The sequence below is a fragment of the Roseibium sp. SCP15 genome (genome assembly GCF_040329435.1).
GTDB lineage: Bacteria > Pseudomonadota > Alphaproteobacteria > Rhizobiales > Stappiaceae > Roseibium.
Map to the genome: position 1 here is coordinate 450065 of NZ_JBDZYI010000004.1, position 14789 is coordinate 464853.

Sequence of the window (14789 nt, forward strand, 5' to 3'; positions counted from 1 at the left end):
AGGCCCAGGTCACGCCGGTTTCAGAAAGACGGCGTGACCTCTACTTCCGGCCCGGACCCAGACTTTCCGGGCCGGAATTTTTCCAACTGAAATCAATGCGAACCGCCCAACACGGGAATTCTGGAACATGCCTGGCAACCTGACATTTGACGCGCTGAAATCTCTCGTTTCCGCAGGAGAGATCGACACGGTGCTCGCCTGTATCGTCGACATGCAGGGACGGCTGATGGGCAAGCGCTTCCATGCGCAGCATTTTGTCGACAGCGCCTACGAAGAAACGCATTGCTGCAACTATCTGCTGGCGACCGACCTGGAAATGTACACGGTCGAAGGATATGCGGCGACGAGCTGGTCGGGCGGCTATGGCGACTATGTCATGAAGCCGGATCTGGCAACATTGCGGCTGGTACCTTGGCTTGAAGGAACAGCCATGGTGATCTGCGATGTGCTGGACCACCACACACACAAGGAAGTCCCTCACTCTCCACGCGCCATGTTGAAAGCTCAGGTGGCGAGGCTGGGTGAGCTCGGGCTGACGCCGATCATGGCGACCGAACTGGAGTTCTTCCTGTTCGAGAAGAGCTTCGATGAAATCCGCAAGGAAGGTTTTCGCGATCTGGAGCCGATTTCCGGCTACAACGAGGACTATCACATCCTGCAGACGACCAAGGAAGAAGACGTTCTGCGCCCGGTGCGCAACGGTCTGTATGCTGCGGGCGTCCCGGTCGAAAACACCAAGGGTGAAGCGGAAACCGGCCAGGAAGAGCTCAATATCAAGTACGCGCCGGCCCTTGATACGGCCGAATATCACACGATCTCCAAACATGCGGTCAAGGAAATCGCCTGGGCGAAAGGGCGCGCGGTTTCGTTCCTTGCCAAGTGGCGCAGCGACAAGGTCGGTTCCTCCTCGCATGTGCACCAGTCCCTGTTCGACAAGGACGGCAACAACGTCTTTTGCGATGATGCCGGCGAACATGGCATGTCGGAGACCATGCGTCACTACCTGGCGGGTCTGATAAAATATGCGCCCGACTACACCTATTTCCTTGCGCCATACATCAACAGCTACAAGCGCTTCCAGAAGGGCACCTTTGCACCGACCAAGACGGTCTGGTCGATCGACAACCGCACGGCCGGGTTCCGTCTTTGTGGTGAAGGCACCAAGGGACTGCGCATTGAATGCCGTATCGGTGGTTCGGATCTGAACCCCTATCTGGCGCTTGCCGTCCAGATTGCGGCCGGCCTCAAGGGCATTGAAGAGAAATTGCCGCTTGATCAGCCGACCAGCGGCGATGTCTACGAAGCCAAGCAGGCAAGGGAAATTCCGCACACCTTGCGTGAAGCGCGCGAAACCCTGCGGAAGTCCGAATTCCTGCGCGAGGCGTTTTCCGACGGGGTGATCGACCACTATGCCCGTGCGGCTGAGTGGGAAATCGAGGAGTTCGATCGGGCTGTCACGGACTACGAAATCGCGCGTGGTTTTGAAAGGGCGTAGCAGCCGACCGTAGAGAATTCGACTTTCCGATACCTGGTCACGAACAGGCCGGGTCTGCATCGACGGTTGGGCCGGACCATCAGGAACCGGCCCAGACCTGAAAACCATGTCCCATGCCTTCTCCGGATGAGAACGCCTTTGGGGCAAAACCAAGAGCCAACCACATTCGACAAACCGCATGTTGGGATGCGGTCACGAAAGGTCCAGAAATGTCAGATGTGATCAAACTGATCTCGCCGATCGATGGATCGGTTTATGCCGAACGTCCTGCTTTGGATGAATCGGCGGTCGAAAAAGTAGTGTCGGCGGCACGGACCGCCCAGCCGGGTTGGGCAGCTTTGCCAATTGCCGATCGCGTTGCCTATTGCGAGAAGGCTCTGGAAGCACTCAAGGCCATGAATGACGACGTCGTGCCCGAGCTCGCCTGGCAGATGGGGCGGCCGGTGCGCTTCGGCGGTGAACTTGGCGGAACGATCGAACGCACTGAGTATTGTGCGTCCACCGCTGAGGAAGCGCTCAAGGATATCGAACGGACCGACAAGCCGGGTTTCAAGCGGTATCTGCGGCGTATGCCGCTTGGCATCGTCATGGTGATCGCGCCCTGGAACTACCCGTTCATGACTGCGATCAACACCATCATGCCGGCGCTCATGGCCGGAAACGTCATTGTTCTGAAACATGCGGCTCAGACGCTGCTTGTGGGTGAGCGCCTCGCCAGGGCCTTCGAAATTGCGGGTCTGCCGAACGGCGTATTCCAGAACATCGTTCTGACCCATTCGGGAACGGAGAAGCTGCTTGGCTCCGGTCTGATCGACCACGTCAACTTCACCGGCTCGGTCGCCGGTGGCCGGGCGATCGAAAAGGCGCTTGCCGGCACATTCGCGACGCTTGGTCTTGAACTCGGCGGCAAGGATCCGGCCTATGTCCGTGCCGATGCCGATCTTGATTATGCCGTTGCCAATCTGGTGGACGGTGCATTTTACAACGCCGGTCAGTGCTGCTGCGGCATCGAACGCGTCTATGTGCATGAAAGCCTGTTCGACCGGTTTGTTGACGGTTTTGTCGACCTGACCAGCCAATACCAGCTGGGCAATCCGCTGGATGAGGCAACCACGCTCGGACCTATGGCGCAGGCGCGTTTTGCTGCCTGGGTGCGTGAGCAGACGCAGGAAGCCCTGCGCAAGGGCGCAAAGGCTCATATCGACACGTCGAAATTTGCCGAAGACAAGGACGGTACGCCTTACCTCGCACCGCAAGTTCTGACGGATGTGAACCACCAGATGTCCGTGATGCGGGAAGAAAGCTTCGGTCCGGTCGTCGGCATCATGAAGGTGAAGGACGACGAAGAGGCGCTGCAGTTCATGAATGACAGCCCCTACGGTCTCACCGCATCGATCTGGTCTGAAGACGTGGAGGCAGCTGCCGAGATTGGTAACAAGGTCGAAACCGGCACTGTCTTCATGAACCGCTGCGACTACCTCGATCCCGCACTTGTCTGGACCGGCGTCAAGGACACCGGCAAGGGCGCTGCTCTCTCCGAAATCGGCTTCCACAACCTGACCCAGCCGAAATCGTTCCACTTCCGCGTCGAGCATTGACGCGGTCCCTCTGACCTCAAGTTTGGTGCGCACATGAGCTCACTTCCTTCCGTTAACTGGTCCTACCCGACCTCCGTCCGTTTTGGTGTCGGCCGGATCAAGGAATTGCCGGAGGCTGTCAAGGCAACCGGCATGTCAAATCCGCTACTGGTAACCGATCCGGGTCTTGCCGGATTGCCCATGGTCGCCGAGGCGATTGCCAGTCTTGAAGCAGCCGGCCTTTCCGCCGCGGTTTTCTCAGACGTCAAGCCCAATCCGGTCGACAGCAACATCGTTGCCGGTGTCGAGGTGTTCAAAGCGGGAAATCATGACGGTGTGATTGCCTTCGGCGGAGGTTCCGGACTTGATGCCGGCAAGCTGATTGCCTTCATGGCCGGTCAGACACGTCCGATCTGGGATTTTGAGGACATTGGCGACTGGTGGACCCGAGCCGACCCTGATGGGATTGCGCCGATCGTGGCCGTGCCGACGACCGCCGGAACCGGCTCTGAAGTTGGTCGCGCAGGTGTGGTGACCAATGAAGAGACCCACACCAAGAAGGTGATTTTCCACCCGAAGATGTTGCCGGAAATCGTGATCTGCGACCCGGAACTGACAGTGGGCATGCCGCGCTTCATCACCATCGGTACCGGGATGGACGCACTGGCACACTGCCTGGAGGCCTACTCCGCACCGATGTACCATCCGATGTCGGAAGGCATTGCCCTGGAAGGGATGCGCCTTGTTCTGGAAAACCTGCCGAAGGTTGCTGCGGACGCGTCTGATCTGGAAGCTCGAGGTCACTTGATGAGCGCGGCTGCCATGGGTGCGGTTGCCTTCCAGAAAGGCCTGGGAGCCATCCATTCCCTGTCCCACCCTGTCGGCTCGCTTTACGACACGCATCACGGCATGACCAATGCGGTGTTCATGCCGTATGTGTTGCAGTTCAACAAACCGGCGATCGAGCAGAAGTTCGATCGGCTGGCAGGCTTCCTCGGCATTTCGGGTGGGTATCAGGGCGTTCTGGACGCGATCCTGAAGCTGCGCGACGACCTTGATGTGCCGCATACGCTGGCCGGGTTGAATGTTGATGACAGCAAACGTGATCTGATTGCTGAAATGGCCATTGTCGATCCGACTGCTGGCGGCAATCCGGTGAAGCTGACCAAGGAAGGGGCTCTGGAGATCTTCGATCGAGCCCAATCCGGAACGGTTTGAAGATATCTGAAAGCAAGAGCGCGCCACTAAATGGCGCGCTCACTTTTTCATTTCAAATTAGCAAGAATTTGATCGTGCAGATCCTCGGATATCAAGCACCATGCTGCCGCTCGATGTACTTCAAAACGGCGACCATCACGATGCCGTAGAGAACGTGCCCGACGAGAGCGACCCACACGATGCCGGTGAAGTTCAGGAAGAAGGGCAGGCCGGCAACAGAGGTGATGCCACCGATTGCGAAAAGCCACAGGCCGAAACCGTAAATCGCCGAGGGCAGGAACCAGTGGGTGTTGCCGACGACCCGCTGCCAGATCGGGGCGAAGATGTACATCCAGCCGATGGGGTAACCAATCAGTCCGACAATGTAGAAATGAACGAAGTAACCGGCAAAGTTGCCATTGGGCAGACCGAGGCTGCCGAGCAGGCTTCTGGCCAGACCATGAGGTGAGAGGTTTGCAAAACCGAGGCCCGGGCTGATGACCTGGCCCCAGAGGTCGAATGCGACAGTGGCAAAGAAGCCCGAGATGAACATGAGCCCGAGCGTATTGGTGTTTACCGCCGGCAAAGAGCCCACCAGACGAGTGTCAGAGCTGATCGTATTCATGGCGCTTTTGCTTTCCTGTTAAAAGAACTTTCTGCGCTTATTATTTAGTGACTATCGAGATAACGTGCACTCAACTCGATGTGCCCTTGAATAGCGATTTTGTGAATGGATTGTTATGTGAAATGTGATGTGTATTACAGAGCCTAATGCGTAGCGATACTTCCGTTTCGCTCGAATATCAGAGCGCCTGTTGCCGCGATGAGGCCGATCAGGGAACTTGCAAGCATCAGTGAAATGACGATCTCCGGAGAGCTGTCCGAAACGACTGCGGCTCCGGTCAAGCTTGTCAGAAGCGCGCCTCCGGCTAGTGTTGAGGCGCCAACCAGACCGGCAGCGCTTCCGGCGAGATCCGGTCTGACGGACATTGCCCCGGAGTTGCTGCTCGGCATCGTCAGGCCGTTGCCAATTCCCACAAAGAGTGTGCTGCCAAAGAAGACCCAGGGCGATAACCAGCCTGAGACGATGAGCACCAGCCCAAGCGTCAGCCCGGAGCATGCCACGATCCTTCCGATGAGCATCATCGCCGGCAGTGAGACTTTCGCGGCAAACCGGCCCGCCAGAAAACCACCCGCAGAAAATCCCATGGTTATGCTGCCAATCAGGAAACCCAGCTGGACAGTTGTCACGCCGAAGGTTGCTGTTGCCGCCAGTGGAGCACCGGCGAGGAAGATGTAAAAGGCTCCCGTGGAAAAGGCCGTGCAGAGCGCATAAGCATAAAAACGTCTTTCTCTCAACAAGGCGGTGAAATTGCCGCGTTCCTCCTGGTCGCCGTCGCCATGACCCTTCTTTGTTTCTCCAAGGTCGAACCAGCAAAGCGCCAGCAGCACAATTCCAAAGAGCGCATAGAAATAGAAACTTGTCCGCCAGCCAAACGTTGAATCCAGGATCCCGCCAAGAACGGGACCGAGCATGGGTGCGATTGCCATGCTCATGGTGATGTAGCCAATCAGGCCGGCTGCCTCGCGTGGCGGGTTGGTGTCACGAACGATGGCCATCGAGAGAGTGAAGCCCGCCGTGACGCTTCCCTGCAGCATCCTGAAAGTCAGAAACACCCATATGTTCTGGGCAACGGAACAGACAATCGACGAGATGCAAAAAATGACAAGAGCGACCAGAAGTACCGGACGCCGCCCGAAGCGGTCAGACAAGGGTCCGGCGATCAACTGAATGACGGCGGTGACCGCCAGGTATCCTGCAATTGCAACGCTCACCAGCGCGTAGTCCGCTTTCAGATCGTGGGCAATGTTCTCCAACGAAGGCAGAAACATGTTCAGCGAAAGTGGGGAAAATGCCGTCAGCAAATTGATCGTGAGAAGATGAGGTGGCGTTCGGTGTCTGGAAATCACTTGTGTGTACTTTCAAAAAAATACCCCCGAACTCGGCCGGGGGCGCATGGAGAGTGGATTGGAAATCCCGTTACCGGTCCATGCACCTTTTGCTCACTGTGACGACGGGTTTAAAAGTCATTTGCGTTCTCCTGACCTGGAGTTTAGTGGTGCCGGGTCTGAGGGACAAGGATACAGCTGCAGCAAATAGCCGGTACCTCTGAAGTTAGTCAGACGTGGGGTATTCTTGCCACCAGTTTAACGAGGTGACACCGTCGGCTGGATCATAAATATTGCCATAAAACCATTCAGCGCCGCCGAGATGTTTGACGAGTTGATCGAGGAAGTTTTCTATCTTCTTGAAGCCGGCCGTTGAAGGTACTGAAAGAACCAGTTGCTTATCGGTCAAGCCGTCGACACTCCCCTGAAGCTCCGTTTCGACAGCAGTCTCTAAGGGCGCAAGGTTGAAAACAGGTCGTTGCAGCAAAATCTGAACGCAAATCAGGCCAGCACGGGAGACAATCTGAAATATTCCCGTTTTATCGGGAGCTTCGATCAAGTCGCCCTTCGCAATCCCCAGCACGAGGCCGGGTGATTGCAGAAGTCTGTAGACCTGAGTGTCAACCTGATGGACACGAAGGCGTTCTCTTACCGGTTTTCCAGAAAAAGAAGAACCGGCAAACAGCTCTATTGTTGTCGTGCGTTCGATTTCATTCATATGAAACAACAGGTTAGATTGCGATTTGGAGCTTTTCGACTTGAAACTTCGGTGGGCTCTTTGTTGTCATGCAGACGTGCAGTAGAAACAGAATGCCTACTCCAGATCCCCATGCACGGCGACGAGATCAAGTTCCGCTACCTGGGGTGCAATTGCGCTGTAGCTTTCCTTCACACCTTCCTCCGCCAGTTCCCGTTGAACGGCCAGAAGCGTGTTTTCGTCATGCTCTGCGCAGAGTTCGGCCATATAGGCGAGTTCCTCGGCTGCAACGCCGAGAGCGGCCTCGACCGACGGAGCGCCGTAGACATCGACGAAATGTTGCGCTAGCCGGTCAACCAGAGCGTTGAATTCGTGTTCTTCGATCGGAGTGATGGCAACAAAGGTTACCCGGCCGAATGTCTCCAGACCCAGCCAGCCATTGGCAAAGGCCTGGCGGGCTTTGCCGGTGAGATCTGCCTGCGTCCAGTCGGAAAACTCAAAGCCGCCGGACAGGCACCATTCGCCTGTGCGGGCCGGAGAGAAATAAACGTTGCGGTCGCTGTCATCCATGTGAACGGCACGGGCGAGTTTCATTGGTTATCCTTCAAGTCGGCTGGAGAGCGGTATCAGGATCGTGTCGTCGCCGGTCCTGAGCAACATGCCGAAATGTTCGTCGACACCGACAAAGGTGCCGGACTGTCCATCGATTTCAATGGGGTCGCCGAGATTTGATGCCAATCCGCGCCAATCGGCATGGACGGGCCGCAGACCTTCGTCGAGCCACCTGTTGATCCAGTAGAGCGAATGACGCACCCAGCTTTCGAGCAAACGATCCGCGGAGATGTCCGCACAGCCTTCTTCGGACAGAAAAGTCCGGTCCGAGGCAACGCCCGGGTCGGGCTCGGAGCTTTTCATGTTGAGGTCCAGCCCCAGCACGAGCCAATCGGGAACAGCGTCCGGTTCTTTCGTTGATGCCTTGACGCGCATCTTTCCGCAAACAGCGCCGTTGATGCGAATGGTGCCGTCCCACCCCAGATGAACGGCAACTTCCGGCGGTGCAAGCGCTCCAAGGGCTGCCTGAAATCCGAGCCCGCAAACTGGAAGAGTGGCCATGGCTTCCTCAAGCGGGACCTCCGGCGCGAAAATCAGGCTCGCACACAGGACATCGCCGGAAAGATTGTAGACGACCGTACCGGGATCGGTTCCGGTGATCGCCAGCGCTGTGGCCCGCTCGAACGGATCGGCGTTTCCGGTCAGAGGCTCTCCCTGAAAGAGGGGCGGGAACTGAAGGTCGCTCATGCATGACCTCCGGCAACAAGTTTCCCGGCAAGCTGTCGGAACACATTTGCCTCGGGTGCATCGGGTGATTTGACAGCGATGGGTGTGCCGCCGTCAGCCGCCAGCCGGATGTTGAGATGAAGGGGCACTTCCGCCAGAAGCGGGACACCAAGTTTTTCAGCTTCTGCTGCAACGCCGCCATGTCCGAAGACATGTTCTTCATGCCCGCATTTGGAGCAGATATGCGTCGACATGTTCTCGATCATGCCCAGCAACGGGACCTTCATCTGCTGGAACATGTCGATCCCCTTGCGCGCATCCAGAAGCGCGACATCCTGGGGTGTTGAGACAATGATCGCGCCATCCACGATAAACTTCTGGCTCAGCGTCATCTGGACATCGCCGGTGCCAGGCGGCAGGTCGACGATCAACACGTCAAGTGCGCCCCATTGCACCTGGGCGACCATTTGTTGCAAGGCGCCCATCAGCATTGGTCCGCGCCAGACGACGGCCTGGTCTCCGGATGTCATCAGACCGATCGACATCATGGTCACGCCGTGATTGCGCAAAGGCAGGATCATTTGACCGTCCGGGGACGTCGGCCGGCCCGAAATGCCGAGCATTTTCGGTTGGGACGGGCCATAGACATCGGCATCCAGCAGACCGACCTTGCGCCCTTCAGCGGCCAGCGCACAGGCCAGGTTGGCCGCAACAGTGGACTTGCCGACACCGCCCTTGCCCGAAGCCACGGCGATGATCCTGTCGATCCCGGGCACCCTTTGCGGTCCTGATGCACCGGCAGGAGCAGGTCGCTGCCTGAGGGGTTGCGGTTCTGACGGGGGCGAGGGTGCCGCTGCGGGTTGATCGGAATGTGAGGTGAGGATGATCTGAACGTCGTTGCATCCGTCCAGGGCCTTCAACCTGCGCTCGGCTTCCAGTTTCAGGTCATCCATCTCGCTGACGCGACCTGCATCAATCTCCATGACGAAACGGACATTGCCTCCGCCCACCTGAAGGGCGCGCATCATGCCGGAGGCCACGATATCGTCACCGGTGATCGGGTCAGCGATCGTTTTCAGTGCATTCAGAACGGTTTCGCGCGTCAGGGACACGTTTGGCTTACCCCTCTATTTCGCCGTCAACCACGTGTTCAAGACCGAGTTCCTCGATCGTGACGACGGCCTTGACCTTGAACGTTTTGCCGTCGGCAGGGCCTGCCTTGCGCACGGCTTCTTCGATCGCCTGCTGAGAGGTAACGCCCACCTGCTTCAGGAATTTGCGCATCGACATGTTGAAATCGTCACTCATCTTGTTCTCCTTGTGATGGCAGGGTGCATTGACGGCTCATGGAATTGGCTCCTAACCTATGGCCACTTGCCAGCAACGTGAGGGAGGAGCGCGTGTGCTGCCGTTTTCTGGTTTTGTGCCTGTTCAGTTTGATAATAAGTGCCGGATTCATGTCATCTGGCAAGGCCAACTCGCGGTCATTCCGGCTGAGTGCGCCGGAGACGCTGGTTGCGTCGGGATTTCTGAAACACCTGCTTCCGAGATTTTCTCTCAAGACCGGCGTCCGGATTGAGATCGTTTCCGAGGCAACTGATGCAGACGCGCGGTTTTCAGGTTCGTCTGACGGGATTCCCGTATTCTCCGGGCTGGATAGCGAATGGGTTCTGGTGATTCCCAGGGAAAACGAACATGTGATCCGGTTCAGGGACTGGATCACCGGCGAGGTCGGCAGAAAGACCATTGACGCGTTTCGTGCTGACGGGAAAGCGGTCTTTACCGCCTCTGTCGCCAAACCCAAAGACGAAGGTCCGCAACTGATTTCCGGAGACGTCGTATCCGGAGAAAAGCTTGCTGTTCTCCATTGCGGACGCTGCCACATGGTCAACGAAACGACTCGCTTGACCACGATCGGCTCGACGCCGTCATTTGCGATCATGCGGAATTTTTCGGACTGGCGGACACGCTTTGAGGCCTTTTTCTCACTCAACCCGCATCCGTCCTTCACCCAGGTTGAAGGTGTCACGGAGCCCTTCGACGTCAGCCGGCCGCCCTCGATTGTTCCTCTGGAACTGACGCTTGACGAGCTTGACGCCATTCTGGCTTTCGTCTCGCGGATCCAGCCTGCGGATCTTGGAGCACCAATCCAGTACGATTGATCGGGTCTATTCGGCGTCAATGGTCACGCCGTTTGCTGATATAATCGTCGGTCGTGCGAACGCGCGGACGTTCTCCCATGGCGAAGGGATTGTTTTGCGAGTGGTAGACCGAATTCACCCGGCAGTCGTCGCACATTTGAATGAGCTTGATAGCCTTGTTGTCCTGGAACATGGAATGATTGCCGGCAAGCTTTTCCGTGAGCCTTTCAACAGTGGATCGCACGCCGAACGGCTTGCCACATTCGATGCACGAAAACGGCTCTTCCTCCTTGAGGACAACAGGTGCAAGAGCCTCGTCGCCAAGGTTCAGGCGCGGCTCCAGCGTCAGGGCACTTTCCGGGCACAGGTTGGCGCAGATGCCGCATTGCAGGCAGGCGTCCTCCTGGAAACGCAGCTGCGGCATGTCCGGGTTTTCCTTCAGAGCTCCGGAGGGGCACAGAGAAACGCAGGAGAGGCACAGCGTGCAGGCAGCGACGTTCAGATTGACAGCGCCATAAGGCGCCCCTGATGGCAGCGCAATGACAGCATCGGATTCATTGAGTGCTTTGGCCGCCAGCCGGGTCACTTGTCTGCGCGAACCGAGAGGCAGGATGGGTTGGGTGGCCCGAACCTCATCATGGTCGCTGTAGAGGTCAGTTTCCAGCGCATCCGGATCTACCGCTTCAATCAACTGGACACGGTCTTGACCGGCCACGGTATTTGCCAGGCCCAACTGAAGCGGCATGCCGTCCTTTTCCGTCTTCGGCGACAGAAGAATGGTGACGGTAGCGAAACCGGCTGCCAGTGCGGCGAGGGCTTCCGCATGGCCGAAGCTGGCCAATGCTGTCATCTCCAGCGGTATGACATCAGTGGGCAGGCCTTTGCCATAACGGGCACTCAGACGGATGAGATCGGCGCCGTGACTGCCGTCATGAACCAGGAGGCGCGGGGCATTGGCGTCAAGTTTCCTCCAGGTGGAGGCAAGCGTTTCAATTCGCTTGAACGTATGGTCCACCGGTGGTGCATCGTAGGAGATGGCACCGGAAGGGCAGACAGCGGAGCAATTGCCGCAACCGGCGCAGGTCATGGCATCAACGGCGACATGATCGCCATTGGGTGTGATGGCTCCGGTTGGGCACAGGTCCAGACATCGTGTGCAGCCGGTTTTCTGTGCTCTTGAATGAGCACAAAGATGCTCATCGAGCTTGATATAGATCGGTTTTTCAAAGGTTCCGACAAGCTGAGAGGCTTCCAGCAAAGCCTTTGTTCGGGCTTGGATGCTGCCAGGATCAGCGCGCAGATAACCTTCACGCTTCTCCGGTGCCGGGAACAACGGGCCCGCTCGTCCGAGATCAAGAACGATGTCGCATTCGGTCCTGCCACCGCTGCGGGGAGCTGTCCAACTGAAGGCACCACGTCCACCCGGAATGCGCTCCTGCAAGGCGTCGAAGGAGAGTTGGAACTGACCGAGTGAACCTTTCGCAGATTTGATCCGACCTCTGACAATGTCGAAACGGCGATCATCAGAGAGCGGTAATTCGGCATCCGGATCAAGGAGAACGGTTATGCTCAGAATATCGCAAAGGTCCTCAGCAGCTGAAAGTGCTGTTTCCGTATCCCCCAGAATGAGACAGGTGCCACCGGACGTGACATCCACGACCTTTTCACCAGGCTGCGGTAAAGCCGCTTCAGCAATCAAGGCTGCCATCTTCGCGGTTGGCGGAGGGCTGGCTTCCACCCAGCCCGCGCGGTCCCGGATATCAACCGTTCTCGGGTCATCAGTTTCCAGGTCGCCGGCAATCTCTTCGAAAAAGTGCTGTTCCTGGCTGCAGGCAATCATCACATCGCCGTCCCGGATCGCCTCTTCGGTGATTGCCGCTTCAGACCGGCAGAGTTCTGAATGGACCTTGGAGCACGGAATGCCGGTTGCCGATTCGATCTGTTCTGCGTTGATCGACTGACTTTTCAGGCAGTCGCACAGCAGAATCTTGCTGTATGCCATTGCTTGCGCGTCCTCTCCCCCGGACCATCGCCTCCCAATTCTCCTCGCGGAAAGTCGATTTGTCCGACTGACATAACAAGGGCGGTTGTCCGCCCGCGTCAAGTTCGACTTCTGCGGGGCTTGAAATTTGTCCGGCTTGCTACAGCATGTAGGACAAATAACAAAAAACGAAATGGAAACCGGCGGGTGGGAGGAACGATCCGCAGTGACAAGCGAACGAACACGCACAATGCCGGTCGGTGTTGTGGTCAGACGGTTGCCGGGTGTGACGCGCTGGCAGAAGTGGTCCTGGCGACCTGTATCGCTTCTGCCCGGAGCCAAGGAAGCGGACTGGGCGGTGCTCCGGGAAGAGGGGGACGCGGTGGAGTACCACGCTGCGACCCTGAGCCTTGAGTTGCACCGCACGGACACGGAAGCCTATCTGACCGCGCTATCGGACAAGGTGCCTTCAATCTACGTCGTCATGCGTCCGGCCGACGAGACCGAGCGCGACGTGCCGATGGATGTGATGTTCCTGACCGCATCTGCCTATGAAGGTCAGGATTATGCCGATGCCAGCGACGTCATGGTCGAAAAGGTGCCGATGCCTCCGGGGTTGATCGCCTGGATCAGGGAATTCGTCGAGGCGCACCATGAAGAGGAAATCTTCATCAAGCGGAAGCGGGACAAGAAGAGGATCGATCTGGTGGAAGACGGCGTCGGAGACCCGAGGATCCGGCAGCTCAGCGATGTCTACCGGGCGCCGCGCCGCAAACCGAAGGACACTTTGCAGTGATCGGGTGGAAGCGATGAGCGGATCTGAAAAGACGGGCACGGATTTCTGGTCCCGCCGCAAGGCAGCTGTGCGCCAGGCGGATGAAGCGGAACAGGCTGAAAAACAAGCCGAAGCACAGGCAGAGGCCCGGGCTGAACTGGAGCAGAAGACCGATGAGGACATTCTGCAGGAGCTGGAACTGCCGGATCCGGACACGCTCGGCGAGGGGGATGACTTTTCCAGGTTCCTCTCCGGCGCGGTGCCGGAACGCCTGCGCCGCCGGGCGCTGCGCCGGCTCTGGGCATTGAACCCGGTTCTGGCCAATCTGGACGGTCTTGTAGAATATGCCGAGGATTATACCGACGCTGCTACGGTCGTCCCCGATCTTCAGACGGTCTACAAGATCGGAAGGGGAATGCTGGACCAGTTTGCTGCGGACGATGAGGCGGATAAGGCGGAAGTCGAAATTACCGAGGTGACCGAGGCAGAGGAAATACAGGAAAGTGGTTCTGAGTTGCAGTGCGAAGAAAATACTGCGCCGCACAATGATTTTTTACAAAAAAGAAAAACATCTATGCAATTGACGCAAAGTGACGAACTCGTGCACTCTAGAAAACAAGGGGCCGACTCACTTGACTTACCAGATTCTGCCCTAGTTGATGCTGAAGAAGAACCTCGTCCATCGAGGCGCCGAATGCGATTCGACTACTCTTAATACTAAAGTCGAATGTCGGGCTGAAAGTAAAGTTACTGCTGCGTTTGAGGGAGGAGCATCGCGGATGTCCGCAGTGTCAATGGAATACGTGATCGATCCGGAAGATCGGGCGCGAGCGGATCTCTACGACTTCATGGGTCTTCTTCTTGTCAAACCTGCTGATGCCGAGCTTCTGCAGAAGCTTGCCGGCCTCAAGGGTGACGACACTCCCATCGGAAATGCCCTCAGTGTTCTGGCAAAGATTGCTTCGGTGACTTCACCTGAAACTGCGGAAAGAGAATTCAACGCCCTTTTCATCGGACTGGGCCGGGGTGAGCTGCTGCCCTATGCCAGCCACTACCTGACCGGGTTCCTGAATGAAAAGCCACTTGCCAACCTGCGCGAGGATATGGCGAAACGCGGCATCAGCCGTGCTGAGGGAAAACACGAACCGGAAGACAACATCGCGTCACTCATGGAAATGATGGGCGGGATGATCGTCGGCCGGTTCGGTTCGGTTACCTCCGTTGGCGAGCAACGCGCATTTTTTAAGGCTCATGTCGAACCATGGGCCATTCATTTTTTCACCGATTTGGAAGCAACGAAGAGCTCCGTGTTCTACGGAGCAATCGGATCACTTGGCCGGCATTTCATGGAGGTTGAAACAGAAGCTTTCGGCATGCTGCCCAATTGAAATTCGCGTTGGCAATTTAGGCGGCAGCTGCCGCCGCAAGGAGAGGAGGATTGCAACGATGAAACGACCCGAACAGGCGAAGCCCAAGGAGGGGGCTGGACGCCGGGACTTTTTGAAACTGGCTGCCTTGTCGGCACCGGCTGCCGTGGCTGCAACCGCAGTCAGCGGTACAGCCGAAGCCGCTGAAGCTGATCCCACATCGACCAAGATGCAGGACACCGCGCATACACGCGCTTATTTCGACAGCGCCCGGTTCTAACTGGACCCTGTGAGTACCCCCGGCCGATGGTTGCGTGACGCCCGATGGCCG

Annotated in this window: 16 protein-coding genes; 8 read left to right on the forward strand and 8 right to left on the reverse strand. The window is 57.4% G+C overall.

Going from position 1 to position 14789, the window contains the following annotated elements; genetic code table 11:
• The first annotated feature begins 127 nt into the window (after positions 1 to 127).
• The 3 genes from ABLO27_RS21950 to ABLO27_RS21960 all read left to right on the forward strand — a co-directional run bounded on the left by ABLO27_RS21950 (position 128) and on the right by ABLO27_RS21960 (position 4290).
• Positions 128 to 1495, forward strand: coding sequence for a glutamine synthetase family protein (locus ABLO27_RS21950; RefSeq protein ID WP_353035739.1), 1368 nt, complete (start codon positions 128 to 130; stop codon positions 1493 to 1495).
• Positions 1496 to 1704: 209 nt separating this feature from the next.
• On the forward strand, positions 1705 to 3093 hold the full coding sequence (locus ABLO27_RS21955; protein ID WP_353035740.1) for an aldehyde dehydrogenase family protein: 1389 nt from the start codon (positions 1705 to 1707) through the stop codon (positions 3091 to 3093).
• Positions 3094 to 3126: 33 nt separating this feature from the next.
• On the forward strand, positions 3127 to 4290 hold the full coding sequence (locus ABLO27_RS21960) for an iron-containing alcohol dehydrogenase (protein WP_353035742.1): 1164 nt from the start codon (positions 3127 to 3129) through the stop codon (positions 4288 to 4290).
• A 91-nt stretch (positions 4291 to 4381) separates the two neighbouring features.
• Here the strand turns inward: ABLO27_RS21960 and ABLO27_RS21965 are convergent, their stop codons facing one another.
• The 7 genes from ABLO27_RS21965 to ABLO27_RS21995 form a co-directional block, all read right to left on the reverse strand.
• On the reverse strand, positions 4382 to 4894 hold the full coding sequence (locus ABLO27_RS21965) for a hypothetical protein (protein ID WP_353035744.1): 513 nt from the start codon (positions 4892 to 4894) through the stop codon (positions 4382 to 4384).
• A gap of 143 nt (positions 4895 to 5037) precedes the next feature.
• Positions 5038 to 6240 carry a multidrug effflux MFS transporter gene (locus tag ABLO27_RS21970; protein ID WP_353035746.1) on the reverse strand — a complete coding sequence of 401 codons (1203 nt, stop codon included), beginning with the start codon at positions 6238 to 6240 and terminating at the stop codon, positions 5038 to 5040.
• 205 nt (positions 6241 to 6445) lie between these two features.
• On the reverse strand, positions 6446 to 6937 hold the full coding sequence (locus ABLO27_RS21975; RefSeq protein ID WP_353035747.1) for a DUF4265 domain-containing protein: 492 nt from the start codon (positions 6935 to 6937) through the stop codon (positions 6446 to 6448).
• A 96-nt stretch (positions 6938 to 7033) separates the two neighbouring features.
• Positions 7034 to 7510, reverse strand: coding sequence for a DUF6505 family protein (locus ABLO27_RS21980; protein WP_353035749.1), 477 nt, complete (start codon positions 7508 to 7510; stop codon positions 7034 to 7036).
• A gap of 3 nt (positions 7511 to 7513) precedes the next feature.
• A complete protein-coding gene (locus ABLO27_RS21985; protein WP_353035751.1) occupies positions 7514 to 8215 on the reverse strand; it encodes a biotin/lipoate--protein ligase family protein in 702 nt (233 codons plus the stop codon).
• Positions 8212 to 9306, reverse strand: a complete 1095-nt coding sequence (locus ABLO27_RS21990; RefSeq protein ID WP_353035752.1) for a P-loop NTPase — start codon at positions 9304 to 9306, stop codon at positions 8212 to 8214. The genes ABLO27_RS21985 and ABLO27_RS21990 overlap by 4 nt, the downstream gene beginning before the upstream one ends.
• A 7-nt stretch (positions 9307 to 9313) precedes the next feature.
• Positions 9314 to 9502, reverse strand: coding sequence for a DUF6494 family protein (locus ABLO27_RS21995; RefSeq protein WP_353035753.1), 189 nt, complete (start codon positions 9500 to 9502; stop codon positions 9314 to 9316).
• 149 nt (positions 9503 to 9651) lie between these two features.
• Between ABLO27_RS21995 and ABLO27_RS22000 the strand changes: the two genes are divergently transcribed.
• Positions 9652 to 10356, forward strand: a complete 705-nt coding sequence (locus tag ABLO27_RS22000; protein WP_353035755.1) for a hypothetical protein — start codon at positions 9652 to 9654, stop codon at positions 10354 to 10356.
• A gap of 16 nt (positions 10357 to 10372) precedes the next feature.
• Here the strand turns inward: ABLO27_RS22000 and ABLO27_RS22005 are convergent, their stop codons facing one another.
• Positions 10373 to 12337 (reverse strand): 4Fe-4S binding protein, encoded by a 1965-nt coding sequence (locus ABLO27_RS22005; protein ID WP_353035756.1) that lies wholly within the window; start codon positions 12335 to 12337, stop codon positions 10373 to 10375.
• Between the two features lie 205 nt (positions 12338 to 12542).
• On the opposite strand from ABLO27_RS22005, the gene ABLO27_RS22010 reads away from it, so the two are divergent.
• The 4 genes from ABLO27_RS22010 (at position 12543) to ABLO27_RS22025 (ending at position 14738) form a co-directional block, all read left to right on the forward strand.
• Positions 12543 to 13112, forward strand: a complete 570-nt coding sequence (locus ABLO27_RS22010) for a DUF3305 domain-containing protein (protein ID WP_353035758.1) — start codon at positions 12543 to 12545, stop codon at positions 13110 to 13112.
• A gap of 13 nt (positions 13113 to 13125) precedes the next feature.
• The gene (locus ABLO27_RS22015; protein WP_353036058.1) at positions 13126 to 13806 is read left to right on the forward strand and encodes a DUF3306 domain-containing protein; all 681 of its coding nucleotides are present in this window, start codon (positions 13126 to 13128) and stop codon (positions 13804 to 13806) included.
• A gap of 64 nt (positions 13807 to 13870) precedes the next feature.
• Positions 13871 to 14479 (forward strand): TorD/DmsD family molecular chaperone, encoded by a 609-nt coding sequence (locus tag ABLO27_RS22020; RefSeq protein ID WP_353035760.1) that lies wholly within the window; start codon positions 13871 to 13873, stop codon positions 14477 to 14479.
• A gap of 58 nt (positions 14480 to 14537) precedes the next feature.
• Positions 14538 to 14738 (forward strand): twin-arginine translocation signal domain-containing protein, encoded by a 201-nt coding sequence (locus tag ABLO27_RS22025; RefSeq protein ID WP_353035762.1) that lies wholly within the window; start codon positions 14538 to 14540, stop codon positions 14736 to 14738.
• Positions 14739 to 14789 lie beyond the last annotated feature (51 nt).

Excerpts from the sequence above, each read along its gene's own strand:
- ABLO27_RS21980 (WP_353035749.1), bottom strand. The coding sequence starts at position 7,510 with ATGAAACTCGCCCGTGCCGTTCACATGGATGACAGCGACCGCAACGTT.
- ABLO27_RS21965 (WP_353035744.1), bottom strand. The coding sequence starts at position 4,894 with ATGAATACGATCAGCTCTGACACTCGTCTGGTGGGCTCTTTGCCGGCG.
- ABLO27_RS21985 (WP_353035751.1), bottom strand. The coding sequence starts at position 8,215 with ATGAGCGACCTTCAGTTCCCGCCCCTCTTTCAGGGAGAGCCTCTGACC.
- ABLO27_RS22020 (WP_353035760.1), top strand. The coding sequence starts at position 13,871 with ATGTCCGCAGTGTCAATGGAATACGTGATCGATCCGGAAGATCGGGCG.
- ABLO27_RS21955 (WP_353035740.1), top strand. The coding sequence starts at position 1,705 with ATGTCAGATGTGATCAAACTGATCTCGCCGATCGATGGATCGGTTTAT.
- ABLO27_RS21995 (WP_353035753.1), bottom strand. The coding sequence starts at position 9,502 with ATGAGTGACGATTTCAACATGTCGATGCGCAAATTCCTGAAGCAGGTG.
- ABLO27_RS22025 (WP_353035762.1), top strand. The coding sequence starts at position 14,538 with ATGAAACGACCCGAACAGGCGAAGCCCAAGGAGGGGGCTGGACGCCGG.
- ABLO27_RS22000 (WP_353035755.1), top strand. The coding sequence starts at position 9,652 with ATGTCATCTGGCAAGGCCAACTCGCGGTCATTCCGGCTGAGTGCGCCG.
- ABLO27_RS21975 (WP_353035747.1), bottom strand. The coding sequence starts at position 6,937 with ATGAATGAAATCGAACGCACGACAACAATAGAGCTGTTTGCCGGTTCT.
- ABLO27_RS22015 (WP_353036058.1), top strand. The coding sequence starts at position 13,126 with ATGAGCGGATCTGAAAAGACGGGCACGGATTTCTGGTCCCGCCGCAAG.
- ABLO27_RS21960 (WP_353035742.1), top strand. The coding sequence starts at position 3,127 with ATGAGCTCACTTCCTTCCGTTAACTGGTCCTACCCGACCTCCGTCCGT.
- ABLO27_RS21950 (WP_353035739.1), top strand. The coding sequence starts at position 128 with ATGCCTGGCAACCTGACATTTGACGCGCTGAAATCTCTCGTTTCCGCA.
- ABLO27_RS22005 (WP_353035756.1), bottom strand. The coding sequence starts at position 12,337 with ATGGCATACAGCAAGATTCTGCTGTGCGACTGCCTGAAAAGTCAGTCG.